10 protein-coding genes are annotated in these 14,991 nt (G+C 60.2%); all 10 read right to left on the reverse strand.

Annotated features, from left to right (window positions below; genetic code table 11):
* Positions 1-49: 49 nt before the first annotated feature.
* The 10 genes from FRT59_RS24755 to FRT59_RS24800 all read right to left on the reverse strand — a co-directional run bounded on the left by FRT59_RS24755 (position 50) and on the right by FRT59_RS24800 (position 14,972).
* On the reverse strand, positions 50-2,989 hold the full coding sequence (locus tag FRT59_RS24755) for a DUF748 domain-containing protein (protein ID WP_153872628.1): 2,940 nt from the start codon (positions 2,987-2,989) through the stop codon (positions 50-52).
* An 87-nt stretch (positions 2,990-3,076) separates the two neighbouring features.
* On the reverse strand, positions 3,077-4,093 hold the full coding sequence (locus tag FRT59_RS24760) for a class I SAM-dependent rRNA methyltransferase (protein WP_153872629.1): 1,017 nt from the start codon (positions 4,091-4,093) through the stop codon (positions 3,077-3,079).
* A 69-nt stretch (positions 4,094-4,162) separates the two neighbouring features.
* A complete protein-coding gene (locus FRT59_RS24765) occupies positions 4,163-5,032 on the reverse strand; it encodes an oxygenase MpaB family protein (protein WP_153872630.1) in 870 nt (289 codons plus the stop codon).
* A 16-nt stretch (positions 5,033-5,048) separates the two neighbouring features.
* A complete protein-coding gene (gene acs / locus FRT59_RS24770; RefSeq protein ID WP_153872631.1) occupies positions 5,049-6,986 on the reverse strand; it encodes an acetate--CoA ligase in 1,938 nt (645 codons plus the stop codon).
* A gap of 103 nt (positions 6,987-7,089) precedes the next feature.
* Positions 7,090-8,754, reverse strand: a complete 1,665-nt coding sequence (pgi, locus tag FRT59_RS24775; RefSeq protein ID WP_153872632.1) for a glucose-6-phosphate isomerase — start codon at positions 8,752-8,754, stop codon at positions 7,090-7,092.
* A gap of 224 nt (positions 8,755-8,978) precedes the next feature.
* Complete coding sequence (gene panC / locus FRT59_RS24780; RefSeq protein WP_153872633.1) at positions 8,979-9,830, reverse strand: pantoate--beta-alanine ligase; 852 nt, start codon at positions 9,828-9,830, stop codon at positions 8,979-8,981.
* The gene (gene panB / locus FRT59_RS24785) at positions 9,827-10,627 is read right to left on the reverse strand and encodes a 3-methyl-2-oxobutanoate hydroxymethyltransferase (RefSeq protein ID WP_043050611.1); all 801 of its coding nucleotides are present in this window, start codon (positions 10,625-10,627) and stop codon (positions 9,827-9,829) included. Before panB ends, panC begins: the two co-directional genes overlap by 4 nt.
* 322 nt (positions 10,628-10,949) lie before the next feature.
* Positions 10,950-11,432, reverse strand: coding sequence for a 2-amino-4-hydroxy-6-hydroxymethyldihydropteridine diphosphokinase (gene folK / locus FRT59_RS24790; RefSeq protein WP_162524997.1), 483 nt, complete (start codon positions 11,430-11,432; stop codon positions 10,950-10,952).
* Between the two features lie 2 nt (positions 11,433-11,434).
* Complete coding sequence (locus FRT59_RS24795) at positions 11,435-12,838, reverse strand: polynucleotide adenylyltransferase PcnB (protein ID WP_153872634.1); 1,404 nt, start codon at positions 12,836-12,838, stop codon at positions 11,435-11,437.
* 697 nt (positions 12,839-13,535) lie between these two features.
* Positions 13,536-14,972, reverse strand: coding sequence for a sigma-54-dependent transcriptional regulator (locus FRT59_RS24800; protein ID WP_034117865.1), 1,437 nt, complete (start codon positions 14,970-14,972; stop codon positions 13,536-13,538).
* Between the last annotated feature and the right edge of the window lie 19 nt (positions 14,973-14,991).

Below are 14,991 nucleotides of genomic sequence, written 5' to 3' on the forward strand. Positions count from 1 at the left end.
GCCTTCGCGAGCAAGCCCGCTCCCACATTAGTTGTGTGGCAGTCGCGGGTTACTCAGCATCCAGATGCATTGGCGTGACGACCCGACCATCTTTCTCGGCCTGCCCCAACTGCGCATCAATGAAGTACACCCGGTCATCTTCCAACTGCCCCTTGTCCACCAGGTAATCCTTGATCGTACTGGCGCGGTCTTGGCCCAGTTGGCGCAACAGCACATCACTGCCGCTCCAGAACTTGATCACGCCGTCCTTGAGCTTCGCCGTGCGTTCAGCGCTGCCCAGGTCCTTCCATTCGGCCGGTGGTTGCTGTTTGAGGCGAGTGCGGTAGATACCCTCCAGCAACGGTGCTTTTTCTTTCTCTGGCACCTCAAGCAACGACGCCTGGGCGGGGACTTTGTCGCCACGACGCTGGAGGATCTTGTAGTAGTTGTATTGGTATTCACGCTCCAGCCGTTGTGCGGCCAGGAACGGCCCGTCGCTGCTGGCAGCTGCGGTACCTTCGATTTCCAGGCGCAGGGTAGGGCGCTCTTTCAGCGCCTTGGCCAGGGTGTTCAGCGCGCCTTCGGCATCTTTGTTCAGCTCACTGGAGCCTGCGGCAAACGACACGTTCCCCAGGTCTTCAGAGCCGCCACCGGTCACCAGCCCGCCGATAAACTTGAAGGGCGCCGTTGCCGCACGGACGACAAGGTTACGCAGGGTCTGCCACACAATCGGCATCACGCTGAATTGTGGGTTGTTCAGGTCGCCGGTTACCGGCAGTTCGATGGAGATCTTGCCGTCGGAGTCCTTGAGCAGCGCAACCGCCAGGCGAATCGGCAAGTCCACGGCGTCAGCGCTGTCGACTTTCTCACCCAGTTGCAGTTGCTCGACCACCACTTTGTTCTCGGCCTTCAACTGGCCCTTGGTGATCACGTAGTGCAGGTCCAGGTTGAGGCGGCCTTTGCGGATACGGAAACCGGCGAACTTGCCCGAGTACGGCGTCAATGTGGTCAGCTCGACACGCTTGAAGCTGGTGGCGATGTCCAGCGCTGCCATCGGGTCAAACGGATTCACGCTGCCTTTGATGGTCACCGGCGCGTAGCGGTCCACTTTACCCTTTATGTCGACGCTGGCCGGTTTGGCCTGGCGACTGTCGATGGTGCCAATCTGGCCGTTGAGCTGTTGAATCGCGGTGGCAAAGTTGGGAGTGAGGCTGAAGTCGGCAAAGTTGGCCGAGCCGTCGTTGATCGCGATCTGGCCGATATGAACGCCCAGTGGCTTCTCGTTGTTGGCTGCAGGTTTGGCGGCCGACTTCGACTTGTTGCCACTGTCTGCCGGCTGTGGAATCAGCAGATCGTCAATGTTGGTGGTGCGGTCGTCGTTGATCATGAAGCGCACATACGGCTGCTGCAGGTTGACCTTGTCGATCGACAGGCTTTGGCCGTGCTGGTAGTTCACGCCCTCCAGCACCAGGCGTTGCCACTTGAGGAAGTCGCGGGTCTTGAGCGTATCCAGGGTGTGCAGTTGATCAACCTGGGCGCGGCCGGTGACCTGAAGTGCCAGTGGCTCGGTGCTTTTGAGGTTCACATCCAGGTTGCTGCCCAGCATGCCGCTACGCAGTTCCAGGCGAATAAACGGACTGATGTAGGACTGGGCGACACGCAGGTCGATGTCCTGGGTGTTCACTTTCAGTTTGGCGCTGACCGGGTTGAGGTTAACCTCGCCAGTTGCCTGGATCTTGCCTTGCTTGCCCAGGCCGGTGTCGACCTTCAAGGTAAATGGGCTCTGGTTGAGGCTGTCGAAGTTCTGCACGTCGACATTCAATGGGCCCAGCTCCAGCGCGACCGCAGGCTTGGCCTGGCGGTCGGCCAGGTGCACCTGATAGTTACGCAGTTGTACATCCTTGAGCAGCACTTGCCAGGGTTTGTTCGGGGCCGCCGGTTGCGCTTCAGGGGCATCGGCAGTGGCCGGCGCATTGACCGGTTCCGGAGCCTTGGCTGGTTTGCTCGGCTGGCTGGCGAACAGTTTCTGCCAGTCCAGTTGCCCATCGGCCTCACGGGCGGCCCAGGTTTCCAGCTTGTTGCTGCGGATCTTGCCGACAATCACCTGCTGCTTAGCCAGGTCCACCGTGGTTTCGCTGACATCCAGGCGCTCCAGGCGGGCCAGTGGCCGACCATCCGGCGCCTTGATCGCAAAGGGTGCGATGCTGGCGGCGGTATTGGTCAGGTTCAGTTCGGTTTCTTTGGCCAGGCTGAATTTATAGTCGGTGCTGAAGTTGAGCACACCGTCTTCCAGCACCAGTGGCAAGGCGTCACGCACATACGGCCACCAGGCTTTCATCTTGCCATCGGTGACCTTCAAGGTGCCTTCGGAGGTGATCGGTACCAGGCTGAAATTGCCTTTCCAGTCGATCTGCCCACCTTCAGGGCCGGCGGCGACCAGGGTCATGTCGGCGTTGTCTTCGGGCAAGGTGCTGAGGTTTTTCAGCTCGAAGTCGAGTTTGTCGTAGAGGAATTCGATGGGTTCGCTGGGGCGTAGATCCTGGAAATGCAGGTTACCGCCCGCCAGCTTGATGCTGTCGATACGCAGTGGAAACGGCTTGGCATCGGGGTCGGCCGGAGTCGGCTCGCTCGGTGGCAGTTTGAACAGCTGCGCCAGGTTAAGTTGGCCGGATTTGTCGAACAGCAGTTCGGTCTTGGGCTGGTCCAGTTGCACATCGGCCAGGTGCAGGGCGCGGGTCCAGAGACTGTCCACTTGCAGGTTGGCGTAAAAGCGCTCGAAACCCACTTGTTCTTTGCCAGGCTCACCGATCTTCAGGCCCCACAGCGTCAGTTCGAGGCTGAACGGGTTGAGCTCGATGCGCTCGATTCGCGCTGGCACCGTGGCGTAGTTCGCCAACTGTTGGTTGGCAATGCGAAGGGCAATGCCGGGTAAGATCAGAAAGCCCAGCACGCTGTACAAAGCAAGGGCGGTCAACAAGGCGCCTGCGGCGCGAATCAATCCTTTGGGCATGGGTGACGCCATCTATGTCGAACGAGAGTGCCTTGGAGTATGGCACGGGAATTCGGTTCCGAAGAACCGTGGGCCTTGGGAAACTTCCTACAACTGCAGGATCAAGGTCTTCAATGGCGGTTGTTGATCTTTCGAGGGGAAGTCGGCCCCGGGTGTCATGACCTGCCAGTCACGTACGGGGCGACCGGCTTTTTCTGCGCAACGCAGCACCTGCTCACGCCAGTCATCCATGCTGACCTTCGCCAGGTTGTTGCAACAAATCAGCACGCCATTGTCGGCGGTAGCCAGCAGCGCGGGCTTGAGCAGGCTCTGATAGTCGCGCAACAGGTCGACGGTACCGAAGGCGCTCTTGGCCCAGGCCGGAGGGTCGAGCAGCACCAGATCGTACTGACGCGGCTCCAGGCGTGGATAGCTGGGCAGCTTCTGGCCACGACGCTGGGTGATCGGCAGGCCCGCCAACTGGCGAATCGCCGGGAAGTAATCGGACTGCACAAATTCCATGGTTGGCAGATGCGGATTGAGCTGGCCGTTTTCACGCCCAACCGCCAGGTTGCCCTCGGCAAAATCCAGGTTGCACACCTCGCGCGCACCGCCGGCCGCCGCGCTCAAGCCCACGCCGCAGGTGTAGGCGAACAGGTTCAGCACGCTTTTGCCGGCACTGTGATCCTTGACCCAGCCACGGGTGTTACGCAGGTCGAGGAACAGCAACGGGTCTTGTCCGGCATGGCGTCCACGTACGCGGTAGTTGAGGCCCCATTCGTGGCCGACCAGGTCTTCCAGCGCCGCAGGCTCTGCACGGTACACCGTGTCTTCGCGGTCGATCCGCGAGTTGCCCCGGGCACGGTCGTTGTATACCAGCAGCAATTCCAGGCCCATGTACTGGTTGATCAGTTGGTGCAGGTCCAGCAGGTCTGCGCTTTCAAGGGACTGGTGGAAGCTCTGCACCAATAATTGCGGGCCGTAGCGATCGATGGTCAGGCCACCGGCACCTTCCTGGCTGCCGTGAAACAGTCGATAGCAGTCCGTACCTTGGGCGTGCAGCGTATTGAGGAGGTCTTGGCGATAATCGAGGGCGGCGCGCAGCGCCTGATTCAAGGGAGTCATGGAGCGCGCCTTGCTAGCGGGTAAATGAGGGCAATATGGGCGCGGAGTTTAACAGCTATGGGCCGCCACCTACATCAACCCCATCCGCCGATGGGCGCGCTGCACCGAACCATTGCGCATCGCCCAGCGCAGCAGTGGCGCACTGCGCCTGACCCCGGCGCGGATCATCTGGCGTTGCAGTGGGCTCTGGTATTGGTCGAGCATTGCGCTTGCCCAGTCGGGCAGCAGGTCGATCCCGGCCTGCATCATCAGGCTGCCGAAGGGTTTGGCCAACGTACTGGGGGCAGGGGCATTGAGCAGCAGGCGCAGCACCTCGCGGCTGCGTTCGTCGCACCGCAGTTGCGGGCGGATGCGCGCCAGGTAATCCGAAATTTCCTGGCGTGAACGCGGCACACGCCGAGCGCCCAGGCGTTCGGCGACCAAGGCAATTTCGCTGTAGTAGCGATCCTGGTCCCGACCCGAAAGCTGTGGGTTGCGATAACGCAGGTAAGCAGCGAGAAAGTTGCTGACCTCGGCCACATGCACCCAGGTCAGCAGCTCTGGATCGCTGGCCGCATAAGGTCGCCCATCCGGTGCATGGCCGACCACCTGCAGGTGAATGGTGCGCACTTTTTCGATCAACCACTCAGCGTCCTTGCGCGAGCCGAAGGTGGTGCCGGAAATGAACTGCGAGGTACGCCGCAAGCGCCCGAGCATGTCCTGGCGGAAATTCGAATGGTCCCACACGCCGGCCAGAGCCAATGGGTGCAAGGCTTGCAGCATCAAGGCACTGATGCCACCGATAAGCATGCTGCTGAAGTCGCCATGCACTTGCCAACTCATTGAATCCGGCCCGAACAGGCCCGGATCGCCCTTGGGGTTCTCCAGGTCCAGTTGGCCCAGTGACAAGCCCGTCAGGCTCATCAACTGGGTTTCGATACGACTGCGGATAAATTCCATGGAGGCTCGGGTGTTCCTATCGGTTCAGGCGTTTGTCGATCAAGCCGTCTACGACGCTCGGGTCGGCCAGGGTCGAGGTATCTCCCAGGCTGTCCAGTTCGTTGCAGGCGATCTTGCGCAAGATGCGCCGCATGATCTTGCCGGAGCGGGTTTTCGGCAGGGCAGGCGCCCATTGGATCAGTTCCGGCTTGGCAAAGCTGCCGATTTCCTTGCTGACCAGATCCAGCAGGTGCTTTTTCAGCGCATCGCTGGGCTCGACGCCATTCATTGGCGTTACAAAGGCATAGATACCCTGGCCCTTGACGTCGTGGGGGTAGCCGACCACAGCGGCTTCGGCGACCTGGTCATGCAGCACCAGGGCGCTTTCCACCTCGGCGGTGCCGATGCGATGGCCCGAGACGTTGATCACATCGTCGATCCGCCCGGTGATCCAGTAGTCGCCGTCCTCATCGCGGCGCGCACCGTCCCCCGTGAAGTAATAACCGGGATAGGGTTTGAAGTAGGTGTCGATCATGCGCTGCGGGTCGCCGTAGACGCTGCGAATCTGCCCCGGCCAGCTTGATTTGATGGCGAGCACACCACTGCCGGCGCCGCTGATTTCCTTGCCTTGCTCATCGAGCAGCACCGGCTGCACGCCGAACATCGGTTGGGTGGCGCAGCCGGGTTTGATGCGCTGGGCGCTGACCAGCGGGCTGAGCATGATGCCGCCGGTTTCGGTCTGCCACCAGGTATCAACGATGGGGCAGCGCTGTTCGCCGACCGCGTTGAAGTACCAATCCCAGGCTTCCGGGTTGATTGGCTCGCCAACGCTGCCGAGCAGGCGCAGGCTGGCGCGGGAGGTGCTCTCCAATGGGCCGTGGCCTTCACGCATCAGGGCACGTAACGCGGTGGGCGCGGTGTAGAAAATATTCACCTGGTGCTTGTCGATCACCTGCCAGAAGCGCGAGCTGTCCGGGTAACTGGGTATGCCTTCGAACATCAGCGAGGTGGCGCCATTGGCCAGCGGGCCGTAGACGATGTAACTGTGGCCAGTGACCCAGCCCACATCGGCGGTGCACCAGAACACTTCGCCCTCTTGGTAATCGAGCACGTACTTGAAGGTCATCGCCGCTTGCAGCAGGTAGCCGCCGGTGGTGTGCAGCACGCCCTTGGGTTTGCCCGTGCTGCCGGAGGTATAGAGGATGAACAGCGGGTCTTCGGCGTCCATCGGTTCAGGCGGGCAGTTGTCGCTGGCGGCTTCCAGCGCGGCTTGATACTTGAGGTCGCGGCCCTCGTTCCAGTTCACGCTTGCCCCCGTGCGTTCCACCACCAGCACCGTACTGACGTTCGGGCAACTGGCCAGGGCTTTGTCGACATTCTGTTTCAGTGCCACTGGCTTGCCACCACGCATGCCCTCGTCGGCGGTGATCACGGTGCGGCAATCGGCGTCGAGAATACGATCACGCAGGGCGTCAGGGGAAAAGCCGCCAAACACCACCGAGTGCACCGCACCAATTCGCGTACAGGCCAGCATGGCGTAGGCCGCTTCCGGGATCATTGGCATGTAGATGCAAACCCGGTCGCCTTTTTTCACGCCACGGCTTTTCAAGACGTTGGCCAGGCGGCTGACGTTTTGATGAAGTTGGCGGTAGGTGATTTTGCTGGATTTTGTCGGATCGTCGCCCTCCCAAATGAAGGCTGGCTGATCGGCACGTTGCGCCAGGTGACGGTCGATGCAGTTGTAGCTGACGTTCAACTGGCCACCGGCAAACCATTGGGCAGCGCCGGTCTTGATGTCTGACTGCTGGACGGTGTGCCACGGCGTTATCCAGTCGAGAAAGCCCTTGGCCTGTTCGGCCCAGAAGGTGTCCGGCTGTTCGATGGATTGGCGATAGAGGCGCTGGTAGTCGTCTTGACTGAGTTGCGCAGCCCGGCGGACGGCATCGGCGGTGGGGAACGTGCTGATATCGAACATGAGCGATCCTTATTCTTGTTTTTGCGACAAGCAATAAAGATGCACCCTGTGGCGGGAGGGTTCAAGGCCAACGTCCAAACGGACGTTGGCCTCCAAACCTGCTTCAGCCGCGGTGACGACCGCGGAAGTAGTTGATCAGGCCTTGGGTCGAGGCATCGTCTGCCAGGGTTTCTTCGGCGCCGGTCAGGCGGTTGTACACGCCTTTGCCCAGCTCCTTGCCCAGCTCCACGCCCCATTGGTCGAAGGCGTTGATGCCCCAGACAACGCTCTGCACGAACACCTTGTGCTCATACATCGCCACCAGTGCACCGAGGCGACGCGGGCTGATGCGCTCGACCACGATGGTGTTGCTCGGACGGTTGCCCGGGATCACCTTGTGGGGTGCCAGCTTCTGTACTTCAGCTTCCGGCAGGCCTTTTTCACGCAGCTCGGCCTCGGCTTCGCTGCGGGTCTTGCCAAGCATCAGTGCCTGGCTCTGGGACAGGCAGTTGGCGTACAGCCATTGATGGTGGTCGGACACCGGGTTGAAGCTGACGATCGGCACAATGAAGTCAGCCGGGATCAGTTGGGTCCCTTGGTGCAGCAACTGGTGGTAAGCGTGCTGCCCGTTGCAGCCTACGCCGCCCCAGATCACCGGGCCGGTATCGGTGGACACCGGCGTGCCATCTTGGCGCACGCTCTTGCCGTTGGATTCCATGTCCAGTTGTTGCAAGTGCTTGGTGATGTTGCGCAGGTAATGGTCGTACGGCAGGATCGCATGGCTCTGCGCACCCCAGAAGTTGCCGTACCACACGCCCAGCAAGCCTAGCAGTACGGGCATGTTGGCTTCGAACGGTGCGTTCTGGAAATGCTGGTCCATGGTATAGGCACCGGACAGCAGCTCCTTGAAGTTGGACATGCCGATGGCCAGGGCAATTGGCAAGCCGATGGCGGACCACAGCGAGTAACGCCCGCCTACCCAGTCCCACATCGGGAAGATGTTCTCTTCGCGGATGCCGAAGGCCACGGCCGCGGCGTTGTTGCTCGAGACCGCGATGAAGTGGCGATACAGCTCGGCTTCCGAGCCACCCTGGGCCAGGTACCAGGCACGTGCGGCCTGGGCGTTCTTCAGGGTTTCAAGGGTATTGAAGGATTTGGACGAGACGATGAACAACGTGGTCTCGGCACGCAGCTTCATGGTCAGCTCGTGGAACTCGCTGCCGTCGATATTTGCCAGGTAGTGGCAGCGCACGCCTTTGTGGGCGTAGGACAGCAGGGCTTCGGAGACCAGTTCCGGGCCGAGGAACGAGCCACCGATACCGATGTTCACCACGTCGGTGATCGGCTTCTCGGTGTAGCCACGCCACAGGCCGTCGTGGATGCGCCCGACCAGGTCAGTGATCTGGTTCAGCACCTTGTGCACGTCCGGCATGATATTCACGCCGTTGACCGACAGCTTGTCACCCACTGGGCGGCGCAGCGCGGTGTGCAGCGCTGGGCGGCCTTCGGAGGAGTTGACCGGCTCACCGGCGTACAGCGCGTCGATCGCGCCTTTAAGATTTACTTCATTGGCCAGGTCCACCAGCAGGTCGCGGGTTTCACGGGTGATCAGGTTTTTCGAGTAATCGAGGAAAAGTCCGCAGCTGCTCAAGGTGAACTGGGAAAAACGCTGAGGATCGGCATTGAACGCCTCGCGCATGCTGAAATCCTGCATGGCTTGGCGATGTTGGGTAAGCGCTTGCCAGGCGGGCAGCGCGGTAACGTCATGAGGGGTGCGGTAGTACGCCATCGCTGCGGGTTTCCTTTTTATTACGGGGACTGCCTTTAGGACACTTCAAAGCCCGGAACATCCAGTCTTATCTCAAGGACTGGGTTCCAGACAGCGCTAACCATAGCGCAGGGCAATTACATTAAACCTAGCGTGTCGATATGTCTTGGCTTTGTCGGTGCCGTGGCCGGTACTTTTTTATACCGGCACAGCTATCGGGGCAACAGGTTGGGAGTAAAGAGGGCTCAGGCGAGGTTCAGGTGCAGGTTATCAATGAGACGTGTCGCCCCCAGATAAGCCGCAACCAGTATCACGACATCACGATCTTCAGCCGTAGCCGGACGCAGATGCACGCCTTGGCGTACTTCCAGGTAATCCATGCGCAACCCAGCGGCTTCAATGAGATGGATCTGCTCGGCACGCAGCTTGGCGAAATCATGCTCACCGCCTTTGATGGCAGTGGCGATCTGGCTGAGGGCGCGGTACAGCACAGGCGCTACAGCGCGTTGCTCCTCGGTGAGATAGCCGTTGCGCGATGACAGCGCGAGGCCGTCCTCTGCGCGTACGGTGGGCTCACCGATGATCTGGATCGGCATGTTCAGGTCATGAACCATGGCGCGAATCACCGCCAGTTGCTGGTAATCCTTCTGACCAAATACGGCCATGTCCGGCTGGACCATGTTGAACAACTTGCTGACCACGGTGGCCACGCCCTCGAAGTGCCCTGGGCGGCTGGCGCCACACAAACCTTCGGACAGTTGTGGAACGCTGACGCGGGTCTGGCCGGTCATGCCGCCTGGGTACATTTCCTCGACGGTAGGCGCGAACAGCAGGTTGCAGCCGGCTTGCAAGAGCTTTTCCTGATCGGCGGCCAGCGTGCGAGGGTACTTGTCCAAGTCTTCGCCGGCACCGAATTGCAGCGGGTTGACGAAAATACTCGCCACCACGAAATCCGCTTGCTGCGCAGCCTTGGTGACCAGGGTGGCATGGCCGCTGTGCAGATTGCCCATGGTGGGCACGAAGCCGATGCGTTTGCCGGCACTGCGGGCGTGGGTCACGGCGGCCCGTAGTTCGCGGACGGTTTTAACGGTGTTCATGCAGAGAATCCGTGTTCGATGCCCGGGAAAGTGACGGCTTTGACTTCACTGACGTAGGCACTCAGCGCTGCATGGATGCTGTCTTGGCCGGCCATGAAGTTTTTAACGAACTTGGGTACGTGGCCGGTCATCGACAGGCCGAGCATGTCGTGCAGTACCAGTACCTGACCATCGGTGGCGGAACCTGCGCCAATGCCGATCACCGGCACTTTGACGGCCTGGGTGATTTCTGCGGCCAGTTCGCTCGGTACGCACTCCAGCACAATCATCGCGGCACCGGCTTGTTCCAGGGCGATAGCATCGGCGCGCATCTGGCGGGCCTGTGCTTCATTGCGGCCCTGTACCTTGTAACCGCCGAGGATGTTCACCGACTGTGGCGTCAGGCCCATATGCGCACACACCGGTACGCCACGTTCAGCCAGCAGTCGGATCGACTCGGCCAGCCACACGGCACCTTCGACTTTGATCATGTGCGCGCCGGCCTGCATCAGCTTGCCGGCGTTCTGGAAGGTTTGCTCAAGCGTGGCGTAACCCATGAACGGCAGGTCGGCGATGATCAAGGCGCCGTCGTTGCCACGCTTGACGCTGGCGGTGTGGTAGGCAAGTTCATCCGTGGTCACGGGCAGCGTGCTGTCATTCCCTTGAAGAACCATGCCCAGGGAGTCGCCCACTAGCAACACCTCTACCCCAGCCTGGCAGCAGGCGTTGGCGAAAGTAGCGTCATAGCAAGTCAGCATGGTGATTTTTTCACCTTTGAGCTTGAGGCTCTGCAAGGTGGTCAGGGTAATGTCTGGCATGAAAAGGGTCCTCGTTCAGGCGCTTGGAAACAGCGAGTAACGCGCGTGAGTCTTCGTTTATACAGGCGCACTGTCTTGGAAGCAGTGCTTATAAGGCCTGGATTGCGCCCTTTAGCGCCGGGTTGGCGGCAGCGGGACGCCTATAGTCGTGAGGAGGACACGGGAAGTCAATTGGATGTGTTACCGCATTGTTACGATGGCGGTGTTACCGCTGTTACTGACGCGATTGTAGGCGCGAGATTGCTCTCGAAAAACTAATAGCCACCGGATTTAATCAGGCTGTGCGCGTTATCGTTGACGATTTTCGCGAGCAAGCTCGCTCCTACAGAGGTAAGCGTTCCAGGCCGACGAATGGGCAGGCAGTGAGCAGGTCGCTCAAGCGGCGTCCGTCAGGCAGTTGCAGGGTACCTGGAGCCAACTCCGCCAGCGGGTACAACACAAACGCCCGCACGTGCATCTGGTAGTGCGGCACCTTGAGGCGTGGCTCGTCGATCAAACGATCGCCGAACAGCAGGATGTCCAAGTCCAGCGTGCGTGGGCCCCAACGCTCAAGGCGTTCGCGGCCCTGGTCATTCTCGATGGCTTGCAGTGCATCGAGCAGGTCCAGTGGCGCGAGATCGCTATCCAGGGCCGCAACCGCGTTGGTGTAGCGCGGTTGGCCCGGGAGTAAGGAGTCGCTTTGGTAGAAAGCGGACACACCGGCGAGCTGGGTGCCAGGCAATTTCGCCAGGGCCTCCACCGCGCTGCGCAGTTGCTGTTGCGGAGCAGCCAGGTTGCTGCCCATGCCGATGTAGATACGCTCCACGTTTATTCGCCCGCGGCGCCCGAAGCATCGGCACTGCTGCGTTTACGCTTGCTGGAGCTGCGGCGACGCTTTTTCGGCCCTTCACCAGCACTATCGCCTTTACTGCCCAGCTCGCGAATCATTTCGCGGCGCTGGCTGTCATTGGCGTCCTGGTAGTCGGTCCACCATTCACCCAGGCCATCGGTCTGTTCGCCGGCGCTTTCACGCAGCAGCAGGAAGTCGTAGCCGGCACGGAAGCGCGGGTTGTCCAGCAGCAGGTCGGCGCGTTTGCCGCTGCGGCGTGGCAGGCGCTCTTGCATGTCCCAGATCTCGCGGATCGGCATGGTGAAGCGTTTCGGGATGGCGATGCGTTGGCACTGCTCTGCGATCAGTTCGTGAGCGGCTTCCTGCATGGCCGGGATAGGCGGCATGCCACGGTCCTGCAGGCGCAGCACGCGCTTGGGCAGGGCTGGCCACAACAGGGCGGCAAACAGGAAAGCCGGGGTCACCGGTTTGTTCTGCTTGATGCGCAGGTCGGTGTTGACCAACGCTTCGCTGATCAGCGTATGGGTGTACGTCGGGTTGTATTCCAGGGCTTCGGCACTGGCCGGGAACAATGGATCGAACAACTGCAGGTCGACGAGCATTTCGAAGGTGTCGGCGGCAAAGCCCGAGAGGAACAGCTTGAGCACTTCTTCGAAAAGGCGTGCCGAGGGAATTTCCCGCAGCATCGGCGCCAGCTCGCGAATCGGCGCAGCGGTGTGCTTCTCGATGCCGAAGTTGAGCTTGGCCGCGAACCGCACGGCGCGCAGCATGCGCACCGGGTCTTCCTGGTAGCGCTGCGTCGGGTCGCCGATGAGGCGGATCAGGTTATTGCGAATGTCGTGTACGCCATTGGCGTAATCGAGGATGCGTTCGCTGACCGGGTCGTAATACAGGGCGTTGATGGTGAAGTCGCGGCGTTGCGCGTCCTCCTCCAGGGTGCCGTAGACGTTATCGCGCAGGATGCGCCCGCTCTCGTTGCGGGAAGACTGGTTGGTGTCTTCCTCTTCGTCATTTTGCGGGTGACCGGCGCGGAAGGTCGCGACCTCGATGATTTCGCGACCAAAGTGAATGTGCACCAACTTGAAGCGCCGGCCGATGATGCGTGCATTACGGAACTCAGCGCGCACTTGTTCAGGCGTGGCGCTGGTGGCGACGTCGAAATCCTTGGGCGTTATGTTGAGCAGCATGTCACGTACGCAGCCACCCACCAGATAAGCCTGGTAGCCGGCGTTCTGCAAACGTTCGACGATGTTCACTGCATAACGGCTGAACTGAGCGCGTTGCAGCGAATGCTGGCTGCTATTGAGCACTTCAGGCGTGCTGCGTTTGTGTTGCGTTCGACGCAAGGGAGAACGGAATGACTGGAACAACTTCTTCAGCATGGGATGCACTGTTTGAAGGAATGTTCGGCCATAACGAAGAATGACCGCATGATGGGCCGGGATTCTAGCATTTAGTCAGGGGATGGTGTAGGAACAAGCTACAGGCATTGCGCCATAAGCCTCTGAACGTCAAATGCCGGAAACTACAAGGGGAGCCGAAGCTCCCCCAGAAGTAGTTGCGTGCTCTATTTTTATTATTGATGTCGGGCTTCTTGTTTTTGTTGATCGCCCTCGCCATGAAGCTTCACCTTCATGACACTCCCAATCGGGAGTCAAGAGCAAACGGATTGCTTTGGTCGCTGTGTTGCTGATCTACGATCCAACCAGTTCAGGCTCTGCCTTAGGGCAGTTTTTGTTGTTCTCGGCCTGGTTGCGGGGCAAGCCCCAAATGCAACGCCTCTCCAAAAGAATCAGTTAGCTGCGCCTCCGCCGTGTTGTTTTTGTTATGCGTGAGTCGATTCGTCTTATTTTTATTGTCTTGTACAAAGCTTGTTATTGTTTTTGTACTAAGCATATAGCAGGGTGCGTGCCAACTTTTGTGCCGGCCAGCAAAACCAGGGGGTAGAGGCGGTTTTGCAGTTTTTGGAGCCGAAAAAAAGCCGGGGCTTCGTTACCGTAAGCCCCGGCTTTTGTTACGTGAAAAGTCAGCGGTAACAGTTTTTTCACATCAGCGGGTGTTACCTGTGGGCGCGCGCCCTCAGCTTTCGCTGGCGACCCCGGTCTTGCGCCGTGGAATGCCCAGGCGCTGGCGACGTTCCCACAGACACTTGCGGCTCACGCCCAGCTTGCGTGCCAGCTCGGTCTCGGTCATATGGTCCTGATGCTCAAGGACGAAATGCTGGAAGTAGTCTTCCAGTGACAAATCTTCCGTCGGTTCATGGCTGGTATTGCTACCGCCGCCCTGTTGTGGGGCCAGGCCGATGAAATCGTCGTCTTCCAGGTCACTGAGTTCGATATCGATACCTAGCAACTCAGCGGAAATTTCCGGGCTCTCCGACAGAATCACCGCACGCTCTACGGCGTTCTCCAACTCCCGCACGTTACCCGGCCACGAGTAATGCCGGATTGCCTGCTCGGCGTCAGCGGCAAACTTCAGGTCGGTACGGTTGATGCGGGCACTCTGGCGCAACAGGAACGCACTGGCGATCTCGTTGACGTCGGCACCGCGCTCGCGCAGGGCTGGCAACTTGAGGGCGATCACGTGCAAGCGGTAATACAAGTCTTCACGGAACTGGCCGATCTTGGCCAGGCTCTTGAGGTCACGGTGCGTCGCAGCAATCAGTCGTACATCGACCTTTTGCGATTGCACCGAACCGACGCGGCGAATCTCGCCTTCCTGCAGCACGCGCAGCAAACGCGCCTGGGCTTCCAGGGGCAACTCGCCGATCTCATCGAGGAACAAGGTGCCGCCGTCAGCCGCTTCCACCAACCCCGCACGCCCGGCGCTGGCGCCAGTGAACGCGCCCTTCTCGTGGCCGAACAGTTCGGACTCGATCAGGGATTCCGGGATCGCTGCGCAGTTCACCGAGATCATCGGCGCCTTGGCACGTTTGGACAGGTTGTGCAGGGCGCGGGCCACCAGTTCCTTGCCGGTTCCCGATTCGCCCTGGATCAATACATTGGAGTCGGTCGGCGCCACCTTGCGAATCTTGCTGTACAGGTCCTGCATCGGCGGGCAGGAGCCGATAATGCCGATTTCACCGTTACTGTTGTCGACACCTGGCTTCTCGCTACCAATGGTCTTGCCGGCGGGACGCTGTTCGGCAGGCGCGCTGCTGGCCGACTGACGGTCACGCAGGATGCGCGCCACGGCCTGGAGCATCTCATCGTGGTCGAAAGGCTTGGCGATGTAGTCCACCGCGCCCATCTTCATCGAGTCCACCGCCGAGCGCAGGCTGGCGTAGCTGGTCATGATCAGCACCGGAGTGCCTTGGCCCAGCTTGATCAGCTCGGTGCCCGGGGCTCCCGGCAGGCGCAGGTCGCTGACAATCAGGTCGAACGTGGGAATGCTGAATCGCTCTTGGGCTTCCTGCACCGAGCCGGCTTCGCTGACCTGGTACTGATTACGTTCAAGCAGGCGACGCAAGGCAGAGCGGATAATGGTTTCGTCTTCGACGATCAAAATGTGCGGCATTGATTCAATTCTCTCGACG

The sequence above is a fragment of the Pseudomonas haemolytica genome (assembly GCF_009659625.1).
GTDB classification, from domain to species: domain Bacteria; phylum Pseudomonadota; class Gammaproteobacteria; order Pseudomonadales; family Pseudomonadaceae; genus Aquipseudomonas; species Aquipseudomonas haemolytica.